The organism is Pseudomonas sp. PvP027, from assembly GCF_017833005.1.
GTDB classification, from domain to species: Bacteria; Pseudomonadota; Gammaproteobacteria; order Pseudomonadales; family Pseudomonadaceae; genus Aquipseudomonas; species Aquipseudomonas congelans.
The window spans coordinates 2,967,975-2,991,832 of sequence record NZ_JAFIBK010000001.1; the positions used below are offsets into that span (position 1 = coordinate 2,967,975).

The following is a 23,858-nucleotide window of genomic DNA, read 5'->3' on the forward strand; positions in this document are numbered from 1 at the left end:
ATTCAGTGGAAAACAATGGAAGACACCGACCTGCAAGCGCTGATGAAACGTGTGGAGCTGCTCCTGAAGTATGCCGAGCAACTTAAAGGCCAAAACGCACTCTTATTAGCTCAGGAAAAGACCTGGCGCGAGGAACGTGCCCAACTGATTGAAAAAAACGAAATCGCCCGGCAGAAGGTCGAGTCAATGATTTCGCGCCTTAAAGCCCTGGAGCAAGACTCATGAGCAATGGCAACAGCGTTACCGTTCAGATCCTGGACAAGGAATATTCGATCATCTGCCCTCAGGAAGAGCGCACCAACCTGGTCAGCGCCGCCCGCTACCTGGATGGCAAGATGCGTGAGATCCGCAGCAGCGGCAAAGTCATCGGTGCCGATCGCATCGCCGTAATGGCTGCTCTGAACATCACTCACGACCTGCTGCACAAGGAACATCTGCCTGACGTACAGACCAGCGGTTCGACCCGCGAACAGGTCCGCGACCTGCTCGACAAGGTCGATCTGGTGCTGGCGACAGACACGCCCGGCACACCGGATTCAACTCGGGGCTGATTATTGCGGGGCATTTCTGTATACTCGCGCTGCTCCCTGGAGTGCTTGCCAGTCGGTCATGTCCCTGAGCCGATACGCACAACCACGGGGGTTGCACGTTGGGGTTGGTGTGCATGTCCGCTCGACGGAAAGCCTTAAAACCTCCTGCAATCTCCACCTTGAACTTTCGGGTTCAAGGGCTAAACCGACAGCGGTTCGTCGGGGAGTCCATATTCAGTCCGTTGCCAGCCCTGTTGTCTGGCAACGACTACCCCGCTCCGGCTTCAACCTCCTTTCCGGATCAGCCTGCATGACCTTCTGCTCATGATCAGCGCCCAATCACTTACCCGTCCGCAATTACGCCGCCAGCTACGCAAGGCACGCAAAGCCTTGAGTCAAAGCCAGCAACGCGCAGCCGCACGGGATATTTATCGTCAACTGGCGCAGCACCCGCTGTTTCGGCGTGCCCGGCATGTTTCGCTGTACCTGCCGATGGATGGCGAGATCGACCCGCGGCTGTTACTGCGTGAAGCACAGCGCCGTGGCAAGGCAACCTATCTGCCGGTGCTCAACGCATGGCCACGCACGCGCATGGTTTTTCAGCGTGTGCGTCCCGGCGAAAAATTCATCCCCAATCGTTTTCGCATCCCCGAGCCGCGCATCGACCGGGCAAGGCAACGCCCTATATGGGCGCTCGACCTGATTCTGATGCCATTGGTAGGTTTCGATGACGAAGGCGGCCGCCTGGGCATGGGCGGTGGTTTCTACGACCGCAGCCTGGCGTACCTGGCGCGCAGAAAGACCTGGCGCAAGCCGGTGTTACTGGGGCTGGCTCACGAGTGTCAGAAAGTCGATCGCCTGGCGCAGGCCAGTTGGGATGTACCGCTGCAAGGCACGGTATCGGATAAAGGCTGGTATGTGACGCAGGCACTCTGATCGCTCAGCCAACAAGGCAATCAACGATCAGAGTACAAGCAGGGCTCAATGCCTGCCGGGGACTTTTTGCTGCTGCTGAGTGATCTCGACTGGAGCATCATCCTTGGTGGACCACAAGCTCTGTGCATAACCGGTTGTCACGACACCCAAGCCAAACAGAATAACCAGAATCCAGAGTAAATCAGGCTTGCGTTTCATTGACTGCCCTCCTTAGGCAAATCAATACGATGTCAGCATCGGTTTTGTGTAGGCCGTGCAACAGCGTGGAACTTTGAAGGGCGGCATTTTGCGGTAACGTGAACCAGTACGCAAATAGTGGCGCGAACCGATTGTCGGTTTGTCATCAAACTGTTCGTAATACCGTGAACCTTTTGTCTGTGGAGTGAGCACAATGGCCTATTGGCTAATGAAGTCCGAGCCTGATGAATTCTCGATCAGCGACCTGCAACGACTGGGCAACGCTCGCTGGGACGGGGTACGCAACTATCAGGCACGTAATTTTCTGAGGGCCATGACAGAGGGCGACGAGTTCTTTTTCTATCACTCCAGTTGCCCGGAGCCGGGAATCGCCGGCATCGGCAAAATCGCCAGGTCAGCCTATCCGGACCCCACTGCTCTGGACCCCGAGAGCCACTACCACGACGCCAAGGCCACTACGGAGAAAAACCCGTGGAGTGCCATCGATATCGGGTTTGTGGATATCTTCAAGAACGTACTGGGGCTGGGTTATCTCAAGCAGCAAAGCCAACTTGAGCAACTGCCTCTGGTACAGAAAGGCAGCCGGCTCTCGGTCATGCCGGTCACCGCCGAACAATGGGCGGCGATCCTGGCACTGCGCTGACGAACGTTATTGAACGATGAAGTTATTGAACAGCAAGTCTTCAACAATCGGCTTGCCTTCTTCATCGTTCATGACGCGCTGAACCTGTTTGAGTGCTTCCTGACGAATGTTTTCCTTCGCTTCGGCGCTGCTCATGGAATCGACGGTCTGCTGAGTAAACAAAGACACCAGTTGATTGCGGATCAGTGCATCATTGCGCTTCACGGCGGCCTCGGCGTCGGCACCTGTTACACGCAAGGCAATGTCGGCCTTGTAGACACGCAGCTTCGGGCCACCATCCAGCGCGTAATTACCCACGAACGGAGGCGTCAGCGAGACATACGCCGCCTTTGGCGGGCCGCCCTCTTCCTTGGCTTCCTCTTGCGCCATGACAGGCAATGACAAGGCCAGCAACATCAGAATCCACGCTTTCACAGTCCACTCCTTAATACGGTTTGCCACGTAGCTTACAGCTTATGTGTGCTTATCAGGCAGGGCCATGCTTGTTGACCCGGGAACCCGCTTAACTGACTTTATCGGCCATTACCGGAAAAGGAATAGCCCGATGAAAGCCCTGTTATGCAAAGCCTTTGGTCCTGCCAGCACACTGGTGCTCGAAGACATCCCCGGCCCCGCGATCAAAAAGAACGAAATTCTGCTCGACGTGCACGCCGCCGGGGTCAACTTTCCCGACACCTTGATCATCGAGGGTAAATACCAGTTCAAACCACCCTTCCCGTTCTCACCGGGTGGTGAGGCCGCAGGCGTGATAACGGCGGTAGGAGAAAACGTCAGCCACCTGAAACCCGGCGACCGCGTCATGGCGCTTACCGGCTGGGGCAGCTTTGCCGAGCAGGTCGCCGTTCCCCACTACAACGTGCTGCCGATTCCGCCGGGCATGGACTTCACCACGGCGGCCGCATTCAGCATGACCTATGGCACTTCCATGCACGCCCTCACACAACGCGCCCGCCTGCAACCCGGCGAAACCCTGCTGGTACTCGGCGCATCCGGCGGCGTCGGCCTGGCCGCCGTAGAAATCGGCAAAGCCCTCGGCGCCCGCGTCATCGCCGCCGCCAGCAGCGCAGAAAAACTCGAAGTCGCCAGAAACGCAGGCGCGGACGAACTGATCAACTACAGCGAAACCAGCCTCAAGGACGAAGTCAAACGCCTCACCCAAGGCAACGGCGCCGACGTGATCTACGACCCGGTCGGCGGCGACCTCTTCGACCAGGCCATCCGCAGCATCGCCTGGAACGGCCGCTTGCTGGTCGTCGGCTTCGCCAGCGGCCGCATCCCCGACCTGCCCGTCAATCTGACCCTGCTCAAGGGCGCTTCGGTGGTCGGCGTGTTCTGGGGCTCGTTTGCGCAGCGGCAACCGCAGGACAATGCGGCGAACTTCAAGCATCTGTTTGCGTGGTTTGAAGAAGGAAAATTGAAGCCGCTGGTGTCGACGGTTTATCCGCTGGAAAGAGCCGGGGAGGCGATTGATTTGTTGGGGGGACGCAGGGCTGTGGGGAAGGTGGTGGTTTTGGCTGGCAAGACCTGAAGCTCACGCAAAAGCAGAGGGATTGCCTCAAATGTGGGAGCGAGCTTGCTCGCGGAAGGGCCGATATATTCTCCAAAAACGCATTGTCTGAACCGTCTTCGCAAACAAGCGAAGCGTCGCACAGTACGTGCCTACCGCCTTCGGCCAGAATCAAAAGCAGACTTGTATATACCCATGAGCGCTGGAGCGTAGGGAACGATTATCTCAACTATCGTGCGACGCTCCGCGTCCTCTTTGCGGCGCAGAGCGTCAAGAAATGAATCCCACTGAAGCCTGTAGAACGAGAAAGCTCCGTGAGAATTTTCACTAACTGTACCGACCTCTTCGTGAGCAAGCTCACTCCCACAAGTACGCGGCGCTCACGACGACCATGATCAATACCGCCCAGCACACGGCTCATTCGCTGCCCTCCGCTTGCTCAGCCAACCCCACCATCAACGTCTTGATCGGCGCTGGCAGATAGTCGCCATACAGACGATCGGGATTGCTTCGGCAATTGCTGACCATCATCGGTATCGCGGCGCCCAGTTGCTCAAGCAGCACCTGGCGTTGGGGCTCGCTACGCAGGTGGGCAACGTGGCTGCCGAACAGCGCCTGCGTGGTGTACCAGAACACGTCGACTTTACTCAGCGGTTCATTGGGATAGTCCTGGCGGGCGGCTTTCACTTCGTCGTTCAGGTAGCCACAGCGGATATTGCCCAGGCCCACGGTCACCTCGGTGTTGAAGCGCCGATAGCCGTGGGAACCAAAAATCACCGGCACGGTGATCGTGGTCATGGGCGGCGCGCCGACTGTTCCGACCCAAGGTTTATAGCGCCATTGGCGCAGTGCTTGCTCCACCGCTTCGGCGAGTTGCGGGTGGCCGCTCTCGATGGCCCTGACTTCACGAACCTGGCCGTCGGATTTGATCCACATCTGGGCGCGGACCTTGCCCGCATAGCGGGTCTTGACCAGCTCAGGCGGAAAAACCGGTGCCGGCGTGTATATCGGCACCAGAAATGGCTCTGCAGCGCCGGCGTGAGGGGCCAGTGCTGCGGCAATCATGAACGCGGTCATTCTCATTGTTGTAGGGGCTCATCGTCGTGGTGCACCTCCGGGGCGCAGTGATGACGATGGTAAGAGCCTGCCGACATCTCAGTTAGCGCACGACTTCCGATACGCCTGTAGGACCAATCCCAAACACTTGAAACGCCTGCAAACATTTACGCAATGTTCGTAAAACAACAGCTGATTGCCTGCAATTCCTACAAAGAATCAGCCCGAAGGCACTGCTTTTTTCTGTAATGAAAATGTAATATTCGCATTCGCAAAAACAACAATAATCAGGAGCTTCTCCATGTTTGGGTTTTTCCGCCCCGCCAGGCATCAGGCACCCCTTCCCGAAGAAAAGGTCGACAGCACCTATCGTCGTCTGCGCTGGCAGATCTTCGCAGGCATCTTTATCGGCTATGCGGGTTACTACCTGTTACGCAAGAATTTCTCGTTGGCGATGCCGTATCTGATTGACGAAGGCTATACGCGTGGCCAGCTGGGCGTGGCGATGTCGGCCATTGCGATTGCCTACGGCTTGTCGAAATTCCTCATGGGCATCGTTTCGGATCGCTCCAACCCGCGTTACTTTCTGCCGTTCGGCCTGCTGGTGTCTGCCGGGATCATGTTCATCTTTAGCTTCGCGCCGTGGGCGACGTCCAGTGTCACGATCATGTTCGTGCTGCTGTTCATCAATGGCTGGGCGCAGGGCATGGGCTGGCCGCCGAGCGGGCGGACGATGGTCCACTGGTGGTCGCAGAAAGAGCGCGGCGGTGTGGTGTCGGTGTGGAACGTAGCGCACAACGTCGGCGGTGGCCTGATCGGCCCGCTGTTCCTGCTCGGCATGGGCTGGACCAACGACTGGCATGCGGCGTTCTACGTACCAGCGGCGGTTGCGTTGCTGGTCGCGGTGTTCGCCTTCGCGACCATGCGTGACACCCCGCAATCGGTCGGCCTGCCGCCTATCGAGCACTATAAGAACGATTATCCGGAAGGCTACGATGCCAGCCACGAAGAAGAATTCAGCGCCCGGGAAATCTTCGTCAAGTACGTGCTGCGCAACAAATTCCTGTGGTACATCGCCATGGCCAACGTGTTCGTTTACCTGCTGCGCTACGGCGTGCTGGACTGGGCACCTACCTATCTGAAAGAAGCCAAGCACTTCACGGTCGACAAGACCTCCTGGGCTTACTTTCTGTACGAGTGGGCAGGCATTCCGGGCACGCTGCTGTGCGGCTGGATGTCGGACAAGATCTTCAAGGGCAATCGCGGCCTGACCGGCATGGTGTTCATGTTTCTGGTGACCATCGCCACGCTGGTGTACTGGCTCAACCCTGAAGGCAATCCGACCGTCGACATGATCGCGCTGGTGTCCATCGGCTTCCTGATCTACGGCCCGGTAATGCTGATCGGCCTGCAGGCGCTGGAACTGGCACCGAAGAAGGCAGCAGGCACGGCCGCTGGTTTTACCGGGCTGTTCGGCTATCTGGGCGGGTCGGTTGCGGCCAGCGCGGCGATGGGCTACACGGTTGACCACTTCGGCTGGGATGGTGGTTTCGTGCTGTTGATCGGCGCGTGCATTCTGGCGATGGTGTTCCTTGCGCCGACGCTGCGGCACAAACAGGTCGCCAGCACGTCCCGCGACATCAAAGGCTGATCAGGCAGTCTCCGACTTGCAGCGCTTGAGCCGCGCCTCCAGATTCAGGTCTGGCATGGCGTGGCTACGCAGGGCCTTGGCGGTCTGCTCCACGTACTCGCGGGTGGTTCCATAGCGCCCTCTGGCGCTGGCGAGCACCTGGCTCAGCACGCTGTCCGGCAGGTTGCCTGCGTAGCTGGGCAGATGCCGCTCGAGCACGAAGCCCAGGGCCTGCACCTTCCTGCCATCTTCAAGGCGGCAATTGAGCCAGTGCGGGCGATACGAGGGGTACGGCATCTCGCGCTCCCACAAGGCCAGCAGCGATTTCTCCAGGCATTCATCCGGCAGACGATAGGCGAAGCCGGTGCATGAGCCGCCACGGTCCAGACCGAATACCAGCCCCGGTACTTCCGGCGTGCCTCGGTGTTCGTGCGACCAGAGGTAAAGCCCGCGGTGATAACCGTGCACTCGGGCGCGCTGGCTCTCCACGGCGGTGCACTCGGGACGCCAGATCAGTGAGCCGTAAGCGAACAGCCAGACCGGGCCGCCCTTGTGACGACGCATGGTGGTGTTCATGGATGCGAGCAGTTGCTCGCGGGTAAGCTGTGGGCCCATATCGATAACAGGCGGATACGTCAGGCCAAGGCCGTCATGCACCGCAGCGGCCAACTCGTTGATTGGATTCTCCATTTGCCTCCCTGACAGTCTGACTGTCAGTTTTTACCGAGCCCCGCCGACTCGCTCGTGGGTGAGCGGCATCAGGGTGTCGTGGTTCGGTTGTTGCCACAGGCCAACGGCCTGCCTCTACTAAAGTTGCCTGGCGACGACCATGCATCGCCATCGGTTGTAATCAATAAAGCAATTTACACTCCACTCATGCAGCCGTCAGTCCGGCATTAAGGACGCGGTGCGTAAGCGAACACATCTGCGCGCATCTGATGCGCGTCCATTCCGGCGTCGACCAGGGCGTCCAGGGTTCCATAGATCATCGCTGGCGAGCCGCTGGCGTAGACGTGGACGGCCGACAGGTCCTTGATGTCCTCGCAAACCGCCTCGTGCAGCAGACCGCAACGTCCTTCCCAGCCGCACAGGTCACTGACGACCTTGTGCAGGAACAGGTTCGGCAGTTTCGCCCACTCATCCCAATGGCTGACCTGGTAGAAATCCTCAGGACGACGCACGCCCCAGTAAAGGTGTACAGGATGACTGAAGCCTGTGGAGCGACAGTGTTCCAGCAAACTGTTCATTTGCGCCATGCCCGTACCGGCTGCGATCAGCACCAGCGGCCCGTCCGGCAGCTCGGCAAGGTGAGTGTCGCCAAAGGGCAGCTCGACCCGTGCCATGCGGTTGCGTTGCAGTTGCTCGATCAGGCTGCGCGCACTGTCTTCACGAGCCAGCACGTGCAGCTCCAGGTCGCGACCGCTGTGCGGCGCCGATGCGATGGAAAACGCCGACTTCTCGCCGTTCTCACGCTCGATCATCAGGTACTGCCCGGCGTGATAACGCGGTGGCTTGCCAGCCGGCGCGCGCAGGCCGACCCGCCAGACATCACCACCTACTTCGACGCACTCGCTCAGCTGGCAGGCAAAACTGCGCACCGGCAGTTCACCCTTGGCCAGCACGCCATCCCACAGCACTACGCAGTCCGTCAGCGGCACGGCCACACAGGTATGAATTTCGCCGTGATCAAGCGTCTGCCCCGACTGCATCACCCGGCCCTCGACCAACAGGGCCGAACAGACATGGCAGTTGCCATTGCGACAGCTCTGCGGGCACTCGTAACCCAGACGCTGTGCAGCATCGAGTATCCGCTCGCCCGGCAGGGTTTCCAGCACCGCACCTGATGGCTGCAAGGTTACGCGCATCAATCTATTCCCAACTGAGTCCAGATTTCGTCCACCCGGCGTGTAGTGGCTTCGTCCTTGACGATCGCCCTGCCCCACTCGCGGCTGGTCTCTCCTGGCCATTTGTTCGTGGCATCCAACCCCATTTTCGATCCCAGGCCGGACACCGGCGAGGCGAAATCGAGGTAATCGATGGGCGTGTTGTCGATCATGACCGTGTCGCGCTTGGGGTCCATACGCGTGGTAATGGCCCAGATCACGTCGTTCCAGTCCCGCGCATTGATATCGTCGTCGGTGACGATCACGAACTTGGTGTACATGAACTGGCGCAAGAACGACCAGACACCCAGCATCACGCGCTTGGCATGGCCGGGATACTGTTTCTTGATGGTCACCACCGCCATGCGGTACGAGCAACCCTCGGGCGGCAGGTAGAAATCGACGATTTCCGGAAACTGCTTTTGCAGAATCGGCACGAACACTTCGTTCAGCGCGACGCCCAGAATGGCCGGCTCATCAGGCGGACGACCGGTGTAGGTGCTGTGGTAGATCGGCTTGATACGGTGCGTGATGCGCTCGACGGTGAGCACCGGGAAGCTGTCGACTTCGTTGTAATAGCCGGTGTGGTCGCCGTAAGGCCCTTCGTCGGCCATCTCGCCCGGGTGAATCACACCCTCGAGCACGATCTCGGCGCTGGCCGGAACCTGCAGATTGCTGCCACGGCACTTGATCAGCTCGGTGCGCGAGCCACGCAGCAGACCGGCAAAGGCATATTCGGAGAGGCTGTCCGGTACCGGCGTCACGGCACCGAGAATGGTCGCCGGGTCCGCGCCCAGTGCGACGGCCACCGGATAAGGCTCGCCAGGGTGCTTGACGCACCAGTCGCGGAAGTCCAGCGCGCCACCGCGATGGCTGAGCCAGCGCATGATGATCTTGTTGCGACCGATGACCTGCTGGCGATAGATGCCGAGGTTCTGGCGCTCCTTGTTCGGGCCTTTGGTGACCGTCAGGCCCCAGGTGATCAGCGGCGCAACATCGCCCGGCCAGCAGGTCTGTACCGGCAGCATGCCGAGGTCGACGTCGTCGCCTTCGATGACGATCTCCTGGCAGGGCGCATCCTTGACAACCTTCGGCGCCATGGCGATGACCTTGCGGAAGATCGGCAGTTTGGACCAGGCGTCCTTCAGGCCCTTGGGTGGCTCGGGCTCTTTGAGAAACGCCAGCAGCTTGCCAATTTCACGCAGCTCGCTGACCGCTTCGGCGCCCATGCCCATGGCGACGCGCTCCGGTGTGCCGAACAGGTTGCCGAGCACCGGGATATCAAAACCGACCGGTTTTTCGAATAGCAGGGCCGGGCCCTTGGCACGCAAGGTACGGTCACAGATTTCAGTCATTTCCAGCACAGGCGAGATCGGCATCTGGATGCGTTTCAACTCTCCGCGCTGCTCAAGCTGCTGCACGAAATCCCTAAGATCTTTGAATTTCATTAACCCGGCCATTTATCCAATAGACGCACATCGTACCTGCTCCAGCCCTTCAAGGCAGCTAATCGGCGGCATGCAGGCAAAAAAAATGGTGCCCCGAAGGACACCATTTTTTGTTTCAGCCTGCCGGTTACTTGCGTTTCATGGACAGGAAGAACTCGTCGTTGGTCTTGGTCTGCTTGAGCTTGTCGATCAGAAACTCGATAGCTGCGACTTCGTCCATCGGGTGCAGCAGCTTGCGCAGGATCCACATGCGCTGCAGTTCGTCATCAGCGGTCAACAGCTCTTCACGGCGTGTGCCGGAGCGGTTGATGTTGATGGCCGGGAACACGCGCTTCTCTGCAATCTTGCGATCCAGAGGCAGCTCCATGTTGCCGGTACCCTTGAACTCTTCGTAGATCACTTCATCCATCTTCGAACCGGTTTCAACCAGTGCGGTGGCGATGATGGTCAACGAGCCGCCTTCTTCGATGTTACGCGCAGCACCGAAGAAACGCTTTGGCTTCTCGAGTGCATGAGCGTCGACACCACCGGTCAATACCTTGCCGGAGCTCGGGATGACGGTGTTGTAGGCACGTGCCAGACGGGTGATGGAGTCGAGCAGGATAACGACGTCTTTCTTGTGCTCGACCAGGCGTTTGGCCTTCTCGATCACCATTTCGGCAACCTGTACGTGACGGGTTGGCGGTTCGTCGAACGTCGAAGCGACCACTTCGCCGCGCACGGTGCGCTGCATCTCGGTCACTTCTTCCGGGCGCTCGTCGATCAGCAGAACGATCAGATGCACTTCCGGGTTGTTACGCGTGATGTTCGACGCGATGTTCTGCAGCATGATGGTCTTGCCCGCCTTCGGCGGAGCAACGATCAGACCACGCTGACCTTTACCGATCGGTGCGCACAGATCGATCACACGACCGGTCAGGTCTTCGGTGGAACCGTTACCGGCTTCCATCTTCATGCGGATCGTCGGGAACAACGGCGTCAGGTTTTCGAACAGAATCTTGTTCTTGGCGTTTTCCGGACGGTCGTAGTTGATCGTGTCGACCTTGAGCAGAGCGAAATAACGCTCGCCTTCCTTGGGTGGACGGATCTTGCCAACGATGGTGTCGCCGGTACGCAGGTTGAAGCGGCGGATCTGGCTGGGGGAGACATAGATGTCATCCGGGCCGGCCAGGTAGGAAGCGTCTGCAGAGCGCAGGAAACCGAAGCCGTCCTGGAGAATCTCCAGCACGCCATCACCGGATATTTCCTCGCCACTTTTGGCGTGCCGTTTGAGCAGGGAGAAAATGACGTCCTGCTTGCGCGAACGGGCCATATTTTCTATGCCAGCCTGTTCGGCCATTTCGAGCAATTCGGTAATCGGCTTTTGCTTGAGTTCAGTCAGGTTCATATGGGGAATGACGTAATCATGTATGGAGGGGGAAATTAAGCTTTTGGCTTAATGAGGCCGCGCCGCAGAGAAGGCGACAGGATCGCGTACTAAATCGAAAGGAGAGCGTCGGCGACGGCTAGCAGGGGGCAACGGAGAAGCCGTTGCGGGGCCGAATGTACCACCTGATTTTCAAGGCGTCTAGTACGACACCCGAAAAAAACCCCGCGATTTGCGGGGCTTTGAAACGCCTCAGATGTTGGCGTCGAGGAACGCAGCCAGCTGCGACTTCGACAGAGCGCCGACTTTGGTCGCTTCAACGTTACCGTTCTTGAACAGCATCAGCGTAGGAATGCCACGAACACCATGCTTGGCAGGCGTGTCCTGGTTTTCATCGATGTTCAACTTGGCAACCGTCAGTTTGCCTTGATAGGTACTGGCGATTTCGTCCAGAACCGGGGCAATCATTTTGCACGGGCCACACCATTCAGCCCAGTAGTCAACAAGCACAGGACCCTGAGCCTGGAGCACTTCGGCTTCAAAGGTGGCGTCGGTGACGTGTTTGATAAGGTCGCTGCTCATGGAAGTCTCCGAGGTCATAGGCTAAAACGACGCCCATCATAGCGGGCCTCAGGTGATTCAGGAAGCGAAGGATCATTGAGTCTGACTATGATGCTCCATGACTGGAGTTATGGCAGGCGTTCAGTTGGCGGGCGAAACGAACACGATACCGGTGCGCAGTGCCGCGCCACGAATATGGTCCTGCATGGCCTTTTGCGCAGGCCCTGAAGCATGTCGGGCCAGTGCGCGAAGGATCTTGCGATGCTCCTGCCAGGTTTCCATGACCCTGGCCGCGCGGATGAACGGCATCTTCTGACTCTCAAGGAAGATGTCGGCCCCGGCAGTCACGATACCCAGCATCGCCTGATTGCCGCTGGCGACCAGAATGTGTCGATGAAACTCGAAGTCCAGCCGCGCCGCCGCCTCGAAGTCACCGGCACGCAACTCCAGGCGCATGGCCTCGACGTTGTCCTCCAGCACATCCCGCTCATCGGCGGTCAGGGTCACGGCTGCCATGCCTGCAGCGAAACCTTCCAGGGCATAGCGCAACTGAAAAGTGTCAGCCGGGGAAACCTGAGCTTCATAAGGCCAGGAAAAACCACTCGTGCGCTGTTCTGGTTCAGAAATCGACTGCACGAAGACGCCTTTGCCGGGCTGGACACTGACCACTCCGAGTGCACTGAGCGACGACAAGGCTTCACGCAAAGACGCCCGACTGACCCCCAGCAGAACCGCCAGATCGCGTTGCGACGGCAGGCTCTCGCCGGGCTTGTAGCCTTGCTCGGCGATCAATTTGCGAATGGCCCTGAGGGCTGATTCGGGTACTGCGAGTGAAGTGTGCGGCATCACTGTTCAGGCCAGTCAGTCCAGTAAAAATCCCTTTTATCCCCATCTTGAAAATTCGGCAAGCGACGCCCAGCACTGGGGCGGCAAGGCTTTAAAGCGCGCCAAAGCAGGGCGCACTGCCCTCAGACTGGTCAGACCAGTAAGACCATAAACACGCTGCAAACCTTGATTCATGGCCGGTAACCGGCGGATGGCATGCGCTGTGCACTGGAGACAGGCCAACACCTTTCGTTTCGCCCGGAGATTTCATATGACCAAGCGTTACAGCGCCCTGCTTACTGCATTGTTTGCCAGTCTGATGCTGAGCCAGACACCCGCCCACGCGAACGGCCTGGACGACGTTGTAGCGCGCGGCACCCTGAAGGTGGCCGTTCCGCAGGACTTCCCGCCGTTCGGCTCGGTCGGCCCTGACATGAAGCCCCGCGGCCTGGACATCGACACCGCACAGCTGCTGGCCGACAGGTTGAAGGTCAAGCTGGAACTGACCCCGGTCAACAGCACCAACCGCATTCCGTTCCTGACCACCGGCAAGGTCGACCTGGTGATCTCCAGCCTGGGCAAGAACCCGGACCGCGAGAAAGTCATCGACTTCTCGCGCGCTTACGCACCGTTCTACCTGGCGGTATTCGGTCCACCTGATTCGCCGGTCAAGGACATCGCTGACCTTAAAGGCAAGACCATCAGCGTCACCCGTGGCGCGATCGAGGACATCGAGCTGTCGAAAGTGGCTCCGGAAGGCGCGGTCATCAAGCGCTTCGAAGACAACAACTCGACCATCGCAGCCTATCTGGCCGGTCAGACCGACCTGATCGCCAGCGGCAACGTGGTGATGGTCGCGATCAGCGAGCGCAACCCCAAGCGCATCCCGGCGCTGAAAGTGAAACTCAAGGATTCGCCGGTCTACGTCGGCGTGAACAAGGGTCAGCCGGAACTGCTGGGCAAGGTCGATGAGATTCTGAACGCCGCCAAGGCTGACGGCACGCTGGAAAAAGCTTCCCAGACCTGGCTGAAGCAACCGCTGCCTGCCGATCTCTGATCACTGCTTTCCGGTAACAGGATTCACCAATGGCTTATCACTTCGACTTTACACCGGTCCTGCAGAGCATCGATCTGCTGTTGCGCGGGGCTTTGTTCACGCTGGAACTGACGGCCATTGGCACCCTGCTGGGCGTCAGTCTCGGTATTGTCGGTGCCGTCGTGAGGGCCTGGAAGATTCAGCCCTTTGCGACGATCTTTGCCATCTATGTCGAGCTGATCCGCAATACGCCGTTTCTGGTTCAGCTGTTCTTCATTTTCTTCGGTCTGCCGTCGCTGGGCGTGCAGATCACGGAATGGCAGGCAGCGGTGCTGGCGATGGTCATCAACCTGGGTGCCTACTCGACCGAAATCGTGCGGGCAGGTATACAGGCGATTCCCAAGGGTCAGCTTGAAGCATCGGCGGCGCTGGCGATGAGTCGCTATGAAGCCTTTCGCCACGTGGTACTGGTTCCGGCGCTGGGCAAGGTCTGGCCGGCACTGAGCAGCCAGATCATCATCGTCATGCTCGGCTCGTCTGTCTGCTCGCAGATTGCCACTGAAGAACTGAGCTTCTATGCCAACTTCATTCAGTCACGCAACTTCCGCTCGTTCGAAACCTACATTGTGACCACGCTGATCTACCTGGCCATGGCGCTGCTGATCCGGCAATTGCTGGCCTGGATCGGGCGACGCTACATCTCGAGGAACCGCTGATGGATTTCACCCTCTGGGACATCGTGCGCAATCTGCTGATCGGCCTGCAATGGACCCTGGCCTTGTCGCTGGTGGCCTTCATCGGCGGCGGGCTGATCGGCTTGCTGATCATGGGCATGCGCACCTCGGAAAAATCCGGCCCGCGCGTGACCGCGAAACTCTATATAGAACTGTTTCAGGGCACACCGCTGTTGATGCAGTTGTTTCTGGTGTTCTTCGGTGTCGCGCTGATGGGCCTGAACATTTCGCCCTGGGCTGCGGCGGCACTGGCCTTGACGCTGTTTACCAGCGCTTACCTTGCAGAGATCTGGCGCGGCTGCGTCGAATCGATCTCCAAGGGCCAGTGGGAAGCATCCGCGAGCCTGGCGCTGACCCCGTTCGAGCAGATGCGCTATGTGATTCTGCCGCAAGCGTTGCGCATCGCGGTCGCGCCGACGGTCGGCTTTTCCGTGCAGGTGGTCAAAGGCACTGCGGTGACGTCGATCATCGGTTTCACCGAATTGACCAAGACCGGCAGCATGCTGGCCAACGCCACGTTCGAACCTTTCATGGTCTATGGCTTCGTTGCCCTGGGCTACTTCATCCTGTGCTACCCCTTGTCGCTGTGCGCGCGCCATCTGGAAAGGAGACTGCATGCCTCTGCTTAGAATTTCCGCCCTGCATAAATACTATGGCGATCATCACGTGCTCAAAGGCATCGATCTGTCGGTCGAAGAGGGCCAGGTCGTGGCGATCATCGGTCGCAGCGGCTCGGGCAAAAGCACCCTGTTGCGCACGCTCAACGGCCTGGAGTCGATCAACGATGGCGTGATCGAGGTCGATGGCGAATACCTCGACGCCGCACGCGCCGACCTGCGCACACTGCGCCAGAAGGTCGGTATGGTGTTCCAGCAGTTCAACCTGTTCCCGCACCTGAGCGTGGGCGAGAACGTCATGCTTGCGCCGCAGGTCGTGCAGAAAGTACCGAAGGCCGAGGCCGCCAAACTGGCGAGGAAGATGCTCGAACGCGTCGGCCTCGGCGAGAAGTTCGACGCTTTCCCGGATCGCCTGTCCGGTGGTCAGCAGCAACGCGTGGCAATTGCCCGCGCACTGGCGATGTCGCCCAAGGTATTGCTGTGCGACGAAATCACCTCGGCGCTGGACCCGGAACTGGTCAACGAAGTGCTCAGCGTGGTGCGCCAGCTGGCAGCCGATGGCATGACCCTGATCATGGTCACCCACGAAATGCGCTTCGCGCGTGAAGTGGGCGACAAGCTGGTGTTCATGCACCAAGGCAAGGTGCATGAAGTGGGCGATCCGAAAGAGCTCTTCGCCAACCCGAAAACCCCGGAACTGGCGAACTTCATCGGCACAGTGGAGCACGCCTGACAGGGCCGAATACATACGCCTTGAAGAACCGTTAAGGCGAGACGTTCAGGTATCTGTAGGAGCGAACTTGTTCGCGAACAAGTTCGCTCCTACAGCCTGCGGCCAGAATCAACGAGCTTATGCATCACGATCCAGGCTTTCTGATAAAACGTTGCTCCCACACATCAGATAGCCATGCGCCATGTCCCACGAGTAATACCGGGTATTTCCGGTGCCTGAACAGCTTCGCGTTGGCGGCAAGCATGGATCGTGGCACGATGGTCCGGTTATCGAACCGGATTTTCTGACCATGCCGCACTCAACACCCAAGAATTTTTCACTGATCGCCGCTATCGACCTGGGCTCCAACAGCTTTCATATGGTTGTGGCGAAAGCCAATCAGGGCGAGATTCGCATTCTTGAGCGCCTGGGCGAGAAGGTGCAGTTGGCCGCTGGCATCGACGAAGAGCGCCAGCTGACCGAAGAATCCATGCAGCGCGGTCTCGACTGCCTGAAACGCTTCGCCCAACTGATCAACGGGCTGCCGCTAGGTGCGGTGCGCATCGTGGGCACCAATGCCCTGCGCGAGGCGCGTAACCGCAACGACTTCATTCACCGCGCCGAAGAAATCCTCGGCCATCCGGTGGAAGTGATTTCCGGCCGCGAAGAAGCGCGCCTCATTTATCTGGGCGTTTCCCACACGCTGGCCGACACCCCGGGCAAACGTCTGGTCGCCGACATCGGCGGCGGCAGTACCGAATTCATCATCGGCCAGCGCTTCGAGCCGCTGCTGCGTGAAAGCCTGCAGATGGGCTGCGTGAGTTTTACCCAGCGCTACTTCCGCGACGGCAAGGTGACACCGGCCCGATACGCCCAGGCCTACACCGCTGCCCGTCTGGAAATCATGAGCATCGAACACGCGCTGCATCGCCTCAAGTGGGATGAAGCGATCGGTTCGTCAGGTACCATTCGTGCTATCGGCCTGGCGCTCAAGGCCAATGGTTACGGCGCAGGCGAGGTCAACGCCGAAGGGCTGGCCTGGCTCAAGCGCAAGCTGTTCAAAATGGGTGACGTGGAGAAGATCGACTTCGATGGCATCAAGCCCGACCGTCGCGCCATTTTCCCCGCAGGCCTGGCGATTCTGGAAGCCATCTTCGACGCCCTCGAACTCAATCGCATGGATCACTGCGAAGGCGCCCTGCGTGAAGGCGTGCTGTATGACCTGATGGGCCGCCATCATCATGAAGACGTGCGTGAGCGTACGCTCAGCTCGCTGATGGAGCGTTATCACGTCGACCTGGAACAGGCCGCACGCGTCGAAGCCAAGGCACTGCATGCGCTGGAGCAGGTTGCCGAGAGCTGGGAATTGCAGCACGAGAGCTACGCCGAACTGCTGAGCTGGGCAGCCAAGGTGCACGAGATCGGCCTGGACATCGCCCACTATCACTACCACAAGCACGGCGCGTACCTGATCGAGCACTCCGACCTGGCCGGCTTCTCACGCGAAGACCAGCAAATGCTCGCACTGCTGGTGCGCGGTCATCGCCGTAATATTCCCAAGGACAAGTTCGCCGAGTTCGGCGATGAAGGCATCAAGCTGATTCGCCTGTGCGTGCTGTTGCGCTTTGCGATTCTGTTTCACCACATTCGTGGCACCCAGGAGATGCCACGTGTGACGTTGCGTGCCGACGGCCCGAATCTGGACGCCGAATTCCCGAAAGGCTGGCTGGAAAACAACCAGCTGACTCAGGCCGACTTCGCGCTGGAAGCGGAGTGGCTGACCCGAGTCGGCATCGTCTTCAGCGTACGCTGAGGACCGGGTTGCTCAGGCGCTCCAAAAGGGTCGCCTGGGCGCTTCGCGGGTTCTGATTACCGGTCGGCGTGCTGCGCACGTAACGCCCGTCCGACTGCAACAGCCAGCTGTGGGTGTTGTCGGTCAGGTAGCTTTCCAGCTCCTTCTTCACACGCAGAATCAACTTCTTGCCTTCCACCGGGAAGCAGGTCTCGACGCGCTTGTCGAGGTTGCGCTCCATCCAGTCGGCGCTCGACAGGAACATCTGCTCGTCTCCGCCGTTGAGGAAGTAGAACACCCGCGTGTGCTCCAGGAAGCGGCCGATGATCGAGCGCACGTGGATATTGTGCGAAACCCCGGCGATGCCCGGACGCAGGCAGCACATGCCGCGCACCACCAGATCGATACGCACGCCTGACTGGCTGGCCTTGTACAACGCACGGATGATCTTCGGATCGGTCAGCGAGTTGAACTTGGCGATGATGTGCGCGGGCTTGCCGTCGAGCGCAAATTGCGTCTCGCGGGCGATCATGTCGAGCATGCCTTTCTTGAGCGTGAACGGCGCATGCAGCAGCTTCTTCATGCGCAGCGTCTTGCCCATGCCGATCAACTGGCTGAACAGTTTGCCGACGTCTTCGCACAATGCGTCATCGGAGGTCAGCAGGCTGTAATCGGTATACAGACGCGCGTTACCGGCGTGGTAGTTGCCGGTCCCGAGATGCGCATAGCGCACGATCTCGCCCGCTTCGCGACGCAGGATCAGCATCATCTTGGCGTGGGTCTTGAAGCCGACCACGCCGTAGATCACCACCGCACCGGCGGCTTGCAGACGGCTGGCCAGTTGCAGGTTGGACTCTTCGTCGAAACGCGCACGCAACTCGATCACCGCAGTGACTTCCTTGCCGTTACGCGCGGCATCGACCAGCGCATCGACGATTTCCGAGTTGGCGCCACTGCGATACAGCGTCTGGCGCACCGCCAGAACGTGTGGGTCTTTTGCCGCCTGGCGCAGCAGGTCGACCACCGGCGTGAACGACTCGAAAGGGTGCAGCAACAGGATGTCCTGCTTGCTGACCACGCTGAAAACGTTTTCGCTGTTCTGCAGCAGCTTGGGAATGGCTGGCGTGAACGGCGGGTATTGCAATTCGGGGTGGCTGTCCAGGCCGGTGATGCTGAACAGACGCGTCAGGTTGACCGGGCCATTCACCTGATACAGCTCGGACTCGTTCAGGTTGAACTGCTTGAGCAGGTAGTCCGACAGGTGTTTCGGGCAGGTATCCGCCACTTCCAGACGTACCGCATCACCGTAGCGACGCGAGAACAGCTCGCCACGCAGTGCCCGCGCCAGGTCTTCCACATCTTCGGAGTCCAGCGCCAGGTCGGCGTTGCGGGTCAGGCGGAACTGGTAGCAGCCCTTGACCTTCATGCCCTGAAACAGATCGTCGGCGTGGGCGTGGATCATCGACGACAGGAACACGAAGTTGTCGCCAGGCCCGCAGACATCTTCCGGCACCTTGATCACGCGCGGCAGCAGACGCGGCGCGGGAATGATCGCAAGACCGGAGTCGCGCCCGAAGGCATCGATGCCTTCAAGCTCGACGATGAAGTTCAGGCTCTTGTTGACCAGCAACGGGAACGGGTGCGTCGGATCGAGACCGATCGGGGTGATGATCGGCGCGATCTCGTCGCGGAAGTAGCGTCGTACCCAGGCCTTGAGCTTGGCCGTCCAGTGACGGCGGCGAATGAAGCGGACCTGATGTTTCTCCAGCTCCGGCAGCAGAATGTCGTTGAGGATCGCGTACTGACGATCTACATGACCGTGTACCAGTTCACTGATCCTGGCCAGCGCCTGATGCGGCTGCAGACCGTCGGCGCCCGCCTGTTCGCGGGCAAAGGTGATCTGCTTCTTCAGGCCTGCAACACGAATCTCGAAGAACTCATCGAGGTTGCTGGAGAAGATCAGCAGAAACTTCAGCCGCTCCAGCAATGGGTAGGACTCATCGAGCGCCTGTTCCAGAACCCGGATATTGAACTGCAGTTGCGACAGCTCACGGTGGATATACAGGCTGCTGTCGTCCAGGTTCGGGGCGACGATAGCGGGCACCGCAGCGGCGGGTGCCTCGATGGCCGGGATTACTTCGATGTCAGGTTCGACCACGGGCGTTGCCTCCGGGACATCGACTTGAACAGCGGCTTCGATGAGTGCTTCGGTATTCATGAATGTTCCTGTGAGGCTATTGCCCCTTCAACAGTTGAGCGGCGCGAACAGCAAAGTAGGTAAGGATGCCGTCGGCGCCGGCGCGTTTGAAGGCAGTGAGGGATTCGAGAATCACCCCTTCACTCAGCCAACCGTTCTGGATTGCGGCCATGTGCATCGCGTATTCACCGCTGACCTGATAAACAAAGGTCGGCACTTTGAACTCATCCTTGACCCTGTACAGAATGTCCAGATAAGGCATGCCAGGCTTGACCATGACCATGTCGGCGCCTTCGGCAAGGTCGGCTGCCACTTCGTGCAGTGCCTCGTTGCTGTTGGCCGGGTCCATCTGATAGGAAGCCTTGTTGGCCTTGCCCAGATTCAGGGAGGAACCCACCGCATCACGGAACGGACCGTAGTAGGCACTGGCGTACTTGGCCGAATAGGCCATGATCCTGACATTCACATGCCCGGCCAGCTCCAGAGACTCGCGGATGGCCTGAATGCGACCGTCCATCATGTCCGACGGCGCGACCACCTGAGCACCAGCATCGGCGTGCGACAGCGCCTGCTTTACCAGCGCATCGACAGTGATGTCGTTCTGAACATAGCCCTCTTCGTCGAGGATGCCGTCCTGACCGTGTGTGGTGAACGGGTCCAGCGCCACATCAGTGATGACGCCCAGCTCCGGAAAGCGGTCACGCAGGGCGCGGGTCGCGCGCTGGGCAATGCCGTCCGGGTTCCAGGCTTCGGCACCGTCGAGGGATTTCTTTTCCGGCGGTGTCACCGGGAACAGCGCCAGCGCAGGGATCCCCAGCGCGACCCAGTGCTCGGCTTCCTTGAGCAACAGATCAACGCTCAAGCGCTCGACGCCAGGCATCGAGGCGATGGTTTCACGACGGTTTTCACCATCGAGAACAAATACGGGAAGAATCAGATCGTCGACAGTGACAACGTTTTCACGCACCAGCCGACGGGAAAAGTCGTCGCGGCGATTACGGCGCAGACGAGTGAGAGGAAACAGGCGGTTAGCGGGGGTAAAGCTCACGGCGAGACTCCTGAGCCCGCTTACGCGGGCAAGCGCGACAGTTATAAGCCGCCATTATGACCAATGTGTGACAGTCATGGTTCGACCTGCGACTGCACGTCGCGGTCACGGCCTTAAAGGGGATACGACCATTGTGGTTGCAAGAATCTTTAACGTCGAGACACATATGGACACTTTCATGATTGCCTTGGGCGCGTTAGGCTGCGCGTTCATTTCGCCAGCATCCAGACAATGCTCCAGAATTTCTTGAATGAATTCGGCTACTTTGCCCTGTTCCTCGGCACCTTTTTTGAAGGCGAGACCATTCTGGTTCTTGCCGGATTCCTGGCGTTTCGCGGATACATGGACCTCAATATCGTCATCCTCGTGGCCTTTTGTGGCAGTTATGCGGGCGACCAGTTGTGGTATTTCATGGGGCGCAAGCATGGCCGCAAGCTTTTGGCGCGCAAGCCTCGCTGGCAACTCATGGGCGACAAGGCGCTGCGGCTGGTCCGCAAGCACCCGGACATCTGGGTATTGAGCTTCCGCTTCGTGTACGGGCTGCGAACGGTCATGCCCGTGGCCATCGGCCTGTCGGGCTATCCACCCGGACGTTATCTTCTGCTGAACGGTATCGGCGCGGCTGTCTGGGCCGCAGCGCTGGGTTCGGCTGCCTATCATTTCGGCGCGGTTCTCGAGGGCTTGCTGGGTAACGTCAAGAAATATGAACTCTGGGTACTGGGCGCGCTGGTACTGCTGGGACTGGCCCTGTGGATACGCAGACGCATCAAGAACGCCCGCATCGCCCGTGAAGAGCGTGAAGAAAAGAGCCGCTTCTGCGCATCGGCGGCAGCCTCCGATCTGGAAACGCCGGTTACCGTGCCCGTCGATCTGACGAAAAAGTCCGACGAATAAAACTCTCCGCTCCCTTCCCCGCCGAGCAGCAGGCTGACAGGCCTCGCTCGGCGACAGCGCGCAGCAGCGCAGACCTCGCGACCGCCGCCCTCCCCGCACACCTTTGCTCACCCGGCTTTGCACAACCAACAATGCCTCAACTGAACACTCGGCCCTTAAAGCGATCAACTGAACAGACAAATTAAAAGAAGCCTCAGGTTGATCGAGCACAAGGAGCCGAAATCGATGCAGAAAAAAGTGGCTGTAATCCTCTCTGGCTGTGGTGTCTACGACGGTGCCGAAATCCACGAAAGCGTCCTGACCCTGTTGCGTCTGGATCAGCGCGGTGCGCAGGTTCAGTGCTTCGCGCCCGACATCACTCAGCATCACGTCATCAATCACCTGACCGGTGAGGAAATGCCCGAGTCGCGTAATGTGCTGGTCGAGGCTGCGCGCATTGCACGGGGCGAAGTGAAGGACATCCGCGAAGCAAATGCCGAAGACTTTGACGCGCTGATCATCCCGGGCGGTTTCGGCTCGGCAAAGAATCTTTCCGATCTTGCCCTGCAAGGTCCGGCCTGCGAGGTCGAAGCGGGGTTGCTGGAACTCGCCGAGGCGTTTGCCGAAGCAGGCAAACCGGTCGGGCTGATCTGCATCACCCCGGCGCTCGCGGCCAAGATCTACGGCCCCGGCGTTACCTGCACCATCGGCAACGACCCTGAAACCGCTGCGGCCATCACCAAAATGGGCGGCAGCCATGCGGAATGCGCGGTTGATGACATCGTCGAAGACGAAGCACGAAAACTGGTCAGCACACCTGCCTATATGGTCGCCAAGAGCATCAGCGAGGCAGCCTCGGGCATCAACAAGCTGGTTGACCGCGTGCTGGAACTGACTCACGAGGGCGATGCCTGACGTTGCGCTGCCAGCAAAACACCGCCTGTCAGACGGGCGGTGTTTTGCAGGCCGGCCATGGCGATCCATCCGGGCTTTATGCTGTACTGTATGCATGAACAGTATAAGAGTAATGCCAGATGTCCAGCCCCTATCCGGTTCGTGGCCGAGGTACTGCAAGCAATCCGCATAACCGCTTCGCACCCAGTCAGTCGGTGGCTGAAGACGATGGCTGGTATCAGGAAGTGCCGCTCACGCAAGGCACCCAGGTCACCAGCGAAACAGCCAAAAGCATCATTACCCGCAACAGCTCGCCGGATATCCCCTTTGACAGGTCGATCAATCCTTACCGGGGCTGCGAGCACGGCTGCATCTATTGTTTCGCCAGACCCAGCCACGCCTACTGGGACATGTCGCCCGGCCTGGATTTCGAGACCAAGCTGATCGCCAAGACCAACGCGGCAGCGCTGCTGGAGCAACAGCTCTCCAAACCCGGTTACCGCTGCGCGCCCATCACCCTCGGGGCCAACACCGACCCCTACCAGCCGATCGAACGTGAATACCGCATCACCCGCGCGACGCTTGAGGTGTTACTGCGCTATCGGCATCCGGTCAGCATCATCACCAAAGGCTCGCTGATCCTGCGCGACCTGGATCTGCTGGCAGAAATGGCCAGGCTGCGGCTGGTGTCGGTCTTCATCAGCCTGACGACGCTGGATGACGAACTCAAATGCATCCTCGAACCCAGGGCCGCAGCGCCCAAGGCCCGCCTGCGGGCGATTCGGGTATTGCGTCAGGCAGGTGTCCCGGTCGGAGTGCTGTGTGCGCCGATCATCCCGATGATCAATGACAGCGAACTGGAGGCACTGCTGAGCGAAGCCAAGGCTGCGGGCGCCCTGAGCGCCAGCTACGTGATGCTGCGCCTGCCACTGGAAGTCGCGCCGCTGTTCGACGAGTGGCTGAAGACGCATTACCCGCAACGCGCCGATCATGTGATGAGTCTGATTCGTCAAAGTCGCGGCGGAGCCCTTTACGACAGCACGTTTGGCTCTCGAATGCATGGCGAAGGACCGTTTGCCGACCTGCTGGCTCAACGCTATGCCCTGGCAATCAAACGACTCGGATTGAACAAACGTGGTGGATTTGCACTCGATTGCGATGCGTTTTGTCCGCCGGGAGGGCAAATGTCGTTGCTGTGACGAACTTGGTACTATCGTGCAAACCCGCGTCCCAGAGCCATCGCATTCAGTTTCGTTTAAGCTTCGGCGATTAGTCTGTTACTCGGAGTGTCATCAGCGATAGCGCTCAAGGGATTTGTTCGTGATGCCTTTTAGAGAGGGATCACATCCGGCTCTGGTCAAACAGGCATGAA

General features: G+C 59.3%; 25 protein-coding genes and 1 other RNA gene. 15 read left to right on the forward strand and 11 right to left on the reverse strand.

Annotation, left to right across the window (positions count from 1 at the left end; translation table 11 throughout):
• Nucleotides 1-15: 15 nt before the first annotated feature.
• From JOE33_RS12445 to JOE33_RS12460, 4 genes are all read left to right on the forward strand, one after another.
• The gene (locus JOE33_RS12445) at nt 16-225 is read left to right on the forward strand and encodes a TIGR02449 family protein (RefSeq protein ID WP_002551573.1); all 210 of its coding nucleotides are present in this window, start codon (nt 16-18) and stop codon (nt 223-225) included.
• Nucleotides 222-551, forward strand: a complete 330-nt coding sequence (locus JOE33_RS12450) for a cell division protein ZapA (RefSeq protein ID WP_003317331.1) — start codon at nt 222-224, stop codon at nt 549-551. Before JOE33_RS12445 ends, JOE33_RS12450 begins: the two co-directional genes overlap by 4 nt.
• A 30-nt stretch (nt 552-581) precedes the next feature.
• A non-coding RNA gene (gene ssrS / locus JOE33_RS12455) (6S RNA) lies at nt 582-760 on the forward strand.
• Between the two features lie 94 nt (nt 761-854).
• Nucleotides 855-1,466 carry a 5-formyltetrahydrofolate cyclo-ligase gene (locus JOE33_RS12460; RefSeq protein ID WP_187624989.1) on the forward strand — a complete coding sequence of 204 codons (612 nt, stop codon included), beginning with the start codon at nt 855-857 and terminating at the stop codon, nt 1,464-1,466.
• 45 nt (nt 1,467-1,511) lie between these two features.
• Here JOE33_RS12460 and JOE33_RS12465 read toward each other — a convergent pair whose 3' ends face one another.
• Nucleotides 1,512-1,664, reverse strand: a complete 153-nt coding sequence (locus JOE33_RS12465) for a hypothetical protein (RefSeq protein ID WP_003317333.1) — start codon at nt 1,662-1,664, stop codon at nt 1,512-1,514.
• A 193-nt stretch (nt 1,665-1,857) separates the two neighbouring features.
• Here JOE33_RS12465 and JOE33_RS12470 point away from each other — a divergent pair, with 193 nt between their 5' ends.
• Nucleotides 1,858-2,307 (forward strand): EVE domain-containing protein, encoded by a 450-nt coding sequence (locus tag JOE33_RS12470; RefSeq protein ID WP_096244338.1) that lies wholly within the window; start codon nt 1,858-1,860, stop codon nt 2,305-2,307.
• A gap of 6 nt (nt 2,308-2,313) precedes the next feature.
• Here JOE33_RS12470 and JOE33_RS12475 read toward each other — a convergent pair whose 3' ends face one another.
• Nucleotides 2,314-2,721, reverse strand: a complete 408-nt coding sequence (locus JOE33_RS12475; protein ID WP_003403230.1) for a flagellar basal body-associated protein FliL — start codon at nt 2,719-2,721, stop codon at nt 2,314-2,316.
• A 130-nt stretch (nt 2,722-2,851) separates the two neighbouring features.
• Between JOE33_RS12475 and JOE33_RS12480 the strand changes: the two genes are divergently transcribed.
• Nucleotides 2,852-3,835, forward strand: a complete 984-nt coding sequence (locus tag JOE33_RS12480; RefSeq protein WP_187625092.1) for an NADPH:quinone oxidoreductase family protein — start codon at nt 2,852-2,854, stop codon at nt 3,833-3,835.
• A gap of 396 nt (nt 3,836-4,231) precedes the next feature.
• Here JOE33_RS12480 and JOE33_RS12485 read toward each other — a convergent pair whose 3' ends face one another.
• Complete coding sequence (locus JOE33_RS12485) at nt 4,232-4,879, reverse strand: energy transducer TonB (RefSeq protein WP_122529271.1); 648 nt, start codon at nt 4,877-4,879, stop codon at nt 4,232-4,234.
• Nucleotides 4,880-5,171: 292 nt separating this feature from the next.
• On the opposite strand from JOE33_RS12485, the gene glpT reads away from it, so the two are divergent.
• Nucleotides 5,172-6,521 carry a glycerol-3-phosphate transporter gene (glpT, locus tag JOE33_RS12490; protein ID WP_187624988.1) on the forward strand — a complete coding sequence of 450 codons (1,350 nt, stop codon included), beginning with the start codon at nt 5,172-5,174 and terminating at the stop codon, nt 6,519-6,521.
• Here the strand turns inward: glpT and JOE33_RS12495 are convergent, their stop codons facing one another.
• The 6 genes from JOE33_RS12495 to JOE33_RS12520 all read right to left on the reverse strand — a co-directional run bounded on the left by JOE33_RS12495 (nt 6,522) and on the right by JOE33_RS12520 (nt 12,604).
• Nucleotides 6,522-7,190 carry a gamma-glutamylcyclotransferase gene (locus JOE33_RS12495; protein ID WP_003317342.1) on the reverse strand — a complete coding sequence of 223 codons (669 nt, stop codon included), beginning with the start codon at nt 7,188-7,190 and terminating at the stop codon, nt 6,522-6,524. It lies immediately after the preceding gene.
• 206 nt (nt 7,191-7,396) lie between these two features.
• Nucleotides 7,397-8,365, reverse strand: a complete 969-nt coding sequence (locus JOE33_RS12500; RefSeq protein ID WP_054994425.1) for a CDP-6-deoxy-delta-3,4-glucoseen reductase — start codon at nt 8,363-8,365, stop codon at nt 7,397-7,399.
• Nucleotides 8,365-9,831 (reverse strand): 4-hydroxy-3-polyprenylbenzoate decarboxylase, encoded by a 1,467-nt coding sequence (gene ubiD, locus JOE33_RS12505; RefSeq protein WP_010431263.1) that lies wholly within the window; start codon nt 9,829-9,831, stop codon nt 8,365-8,367. The genes JOE33_RS12500 and ubiD overlap by 1 nt, the downstream gene beginning before the upstream one ends.
• Before the next feature lie 127 nt (nt 9,832-9,958).
• Nucleotides 9,959-11,218: a transcription termination factor Rho gene (gene rho, locus JOE33_RS12510; RefSeq protein ID WP_002551560.1), complete on the reverse strand. Its 1,260-nt coding sequence runs from the start codon at nt 11,216-11,218 to the stop codon at nt 9,959-9,961.
• A gap of 231 nt (nt 11,219-11,449) precedes the next feature.
• Entirely contained in the window at nt 11,450-11,779 is a 330-nt protein-coding gene (trxA, locus tag JOE33_RS12515) for a thioredoxin TrxA (RefSeq protein WP_010431266.1), read from the reverse strand.
• A 120-nt stretch (nt 11,780-11,899) separates the two neighbouring features.
• On the reverse strand, nt 11,900-12,604 hold the full coding sequence (locus JOE33_RS12520) for a FadR/GntR family transcriptional regulator (RefSeq protein ID WP_004409077.1): 705 nt from the start codon (nt 12,602-12,604) through the stop codon (nt 11,900-11,902).
• Between the two features lie 250 nt (nt 12,605-12,854).
• Between JOE33_RS12520 and JOE33_RS12525 the strand changes: the two genes are divergently transcribed.
• The 5 genes from JOE33_RS12525 (at nt 12,855) to ppx (ending at nt 17,495) form a co-directional block, all read left to right on the forward strand.
• Nucleotides 12,855-13,640: a transporter substrate-binding domain-containing protein gene (locus tag JOE33_RS12525; protein WP_010431270.1), complete on the forward strand. Its 786-nt coding sequence runs from the start codon at nt 12,855-12,857 to the stop codon at nt 13,638-13,640.
• 29 nt (nt 13,641-13,669) lie between these two features.
• On the forward strand, nt 13,670-14,335 hold the full coding sequence (locus JOE33_RS12530) for an amino acid ABC transporter permease (RefSeq protein ID WP_003317350.1): 666 nt from the start codon (nt 13,670-13,672) through the stop codon (nt 14,333-14,335).
• A complete protein-coding gene (locus JOE33_RS12535; protein WP_032619528.1) occupies nt 14,332-14,982 on the forward strand; it encodes an amino acid ABC transporter permease in 651 nt (216 codons plus the stop codon). Before JOE33_RS12530 ends, JOE33_RS12535 begins: the two co-directional genes overlap by 4 nt.
• Nucleotides 14,969-15,703 carry an amino acid ABC transporter ATP-binding protein gene (locus JOE33_RS12540; RefSeq protein WP_003432251.1) on the forward strand — a complete coding sequence of 245 codons (735 nt, stop codon included), beginning with the start codon at nt 14,969-14,971 and terminating at the stop codon, nt 15,701-15,703. Before JOE33_RS12535 ends, JOE33_RS12540 begins: the two co-directional genes overlap by 14 nt.
• 289 nt (nt 15,704-15,992) lie before the next feature.
• A complete protein-coding gene (gene ppx, locus JOE33_RS12545; RefSeq protein ID WP_122589640.1) occupies nt 15,993-17,495 on the forward strand; it encodes an exopolyphosphatase in 1,503 nt (500 codons plus the stop codon).
• Here the strand turns inward: ppx and ppk1 are convergent.
• Together ppk1 and hemB are read right to left on the reverse strand one after the other, a co-directional pair.
• A complete protein-coding gene (ppk1, locus tag JOE33_RS12550; RefSeq protein ID WP_003392490.1) occupies nt 17,482-19,692 on the reverse strand; it encodes a polyphosphate kinase 1 in 2,211 nt (736 codons plus the stop codon). The genes ppx and ppk1 overlap by 14 nt on opposite strands.
• 16 nt (nt 19,693-19,708) lie before the next feature.
• A complete protein-coding gene (gene hemB / locus JOE33_RS12555) occupies nt 19,709-20,719 on the reverse strand; it encodes a porphobilinogen synthase (RefSeq protein ID WP_010431281.1) in 1,011 nt (336 codons plus the stop codon).
• A 231-nt stretch (nt 20,720-20,950) separates the two neighbouring features.
• On the opposite strand from hemB, the gene JOE33_RS12560 reads away from it, so the two are divergent.
• From JOE33_RS12560 to JOE33_RS12570, 3 genes are all read left to right on the forward strand, one after another.
• Nucleotides 20,951-21,613, forward strand: a complete 663-nt coding sequence (locus JOE33_RS12560; protein WP_010431285.1) for a DedA family protein — start codon at nt 20,951-20,953, stop codon at nt 21,611-21,613.
• 225 nt (nt 21,614-21,838) lie between these two features.
• Nucleotides 21,839-22,507, forward strand: coding sequence for an isoprenoid biosynthesis glyoxalase ElbB (gene elbB, locus JOE33_RS12565; RefSeq protein WP_122578882.1), 669 nt, complete (start codon nt 21,839-21,841; stop codon nt 22,505-22,507).
• Nucleotides 22,508-22,626: 119 nt separating this feature from the next.
• Nucleotides 22,627-23,685, forward strand: a complete 1,059-nt coding sequence (locus JOE33_RS12570) for a PA0069 family radical SAM protein (protein ID WP_187624987.1) — start codon at nt 22,627-22,629, stop codon at nt 23,683-23,685.
• Nucleotides 23,686-23,858: the final 173 nt, after the last annotated feature.

Excerpts from the sequence above, each read along its gene's own strand:
- JOE33_RS12445 (WP_002551573.1), top strand. The coding sequence starts at position 16 with ATGGAAGACACCGACCTGCAAGCGCTGATGAAACGTGTGGAGCTGCTC.
- JOE33_RS12450 (WP_003317331.1), top strand. The coding sequence starts at position 222 with ATGAGCAATGGCAACAGCGTTACCGTTCAGATCCTGGACAAGGAATAT.
- JOE33_RS12460 (WP_187624989.1), top strand. The coding sequence starts at position 855 with ATGATCAGCGCCCAATCACTTACCCGTCCGCAATTACGCCGCCAGCTA.
- JOE33_RS12465 (WP_003317333.1), bottom strand. The coding sequence starts at position 1,664 with ATGAAACGCAAGCCTGATTTACTCTGGATTCTGGTTATTCTGTTTGGC.
- JOE33_RS12470 (WP_096244338.1), top strand. The coding sequence starts at position 1,858 with ATGGCCTATTGGCTAATGAAGTCCGAGCCTGATGAATTCTCGATCAGC.
- JOE33_RS12480 (WP_187625092.1), top strand. The coding sequence starts at position 2,852 with ATGAAAGCCCTGTTATGCAAAGCCTTTGGTCCTGCCAGCACACTGGTG.
- JOE33_RS12485 (WP_122529271.1), bottom strand. The coding sequence starts at position 4,879 with ATGATTGCCGCAGCACTGGCCCCTCACGCCGGCGCTGCAGAGCCATTT.
- glpT (WP_187624988.1), top strand. The coding sequence starts at position 5,172 with ATGTTTGGGTTTTTCCGCCCCGCCAGGCATCAGGCACCCCTTCCCGAA.
- JOE33_RS12495 (WP_003317342.1), bottom strand. The coding sequence starts at position 7,190 with ATGGAGAATCCAATCAACGAGTTGGCCGCTGCGGTGCATGACGGCCTT.
- JOE33_RS12500 (WP_054994425.1), bottom strand. The coding sequence starts at position 8,365 with ATGCGCGTAACCTTGCAGCCATCAGGTGCGGTGCTGGAAACCCTGCCG.
- ubiD (WP_010431263.1), bottom strand. The coding sequence starts at position 9,831 with ATGAAATTCAAAGATCTTAGGGATTTCGTGCAGCAGCTTGAGCAGCGC.
- rho (WP_002551560.1), bottom strand. The coding sequence starts at position 11,218 with ATGAACCTGACTGAACTCAAGCAAAAGCCGATTACCGAATTGCTCGAA.
- trxA (WP_010431266.1), bottom strand. The coding sequence starts at position 11,779 with ATGAGCAGCGACCTTATCAAACACGTCACCGACGCCACCTTTGAAGCC.
- JOE33_RS12520 (WP_004409077.1), bottom strand. The coding sequence starts at position 12,604 with ATGCCGCACACTTCACTCGCAGTACCCGAATCAGCCCTCAGGGCCATT.
- JOE33_RS12525 (WP_010431270.1), top strand. The coding sequence starts at position 12,855 with ATGACCAAGCGTTACAGCGCCCTGCTTACTGCATTGTTTGCCAGTCTG.
- JOE33_RS12530 (WP_003317350.1), top strand. The coding sequence starts at position 13,670 with ATGGCTTATCACTTCGACTTTACACCGGTCCTGCAGAGCATCGATCTG.
- JOE33_RS12540 (WP_003432251.1), top strand. The coding sequence starts at position 14,969 with ATGCCTCTGCTTAGAATTTCCGCCCTGCATAAATACTATGGCGATCAT.
- ppx (WP_122589640.1), top strand. The coding sequence starts at position 15,993 with ATGCCGCACTCAACACCCAAGAATTTTTCACTGATCGCCGCTATCGAC.
- ppk1 (WP_003392490.1), bottom strand. The coding sequence starts at position 19,692 with ATGAATACCGAAGCACTCATCGAAGCCGCTGTTCAAGTCGATGTCCCG.
- JOE33_RS12560 (WP_010431285.1), top strand. The coding sequence starts at position 20,951 with ATGCTCCAGAATTTCTTGAATGAATTCGGCTACTTTGCCCTGTTCCTC.
- elbB (WP_122578882.1), top strand. The coding sequence starts at position 21,839 with ATGCAGAAAAAAGTGGCTGTAATCCTCTCTGGCTGTGGTGTCTACGAC.
- JOE33_RS12570 (WP_187624987.1), top strand. The coding sequence starts at position 22,627 with ATGTCCAGCCCCTATCCGGTTCGTGGCCGAGGTACTGCAAGCAATCCG.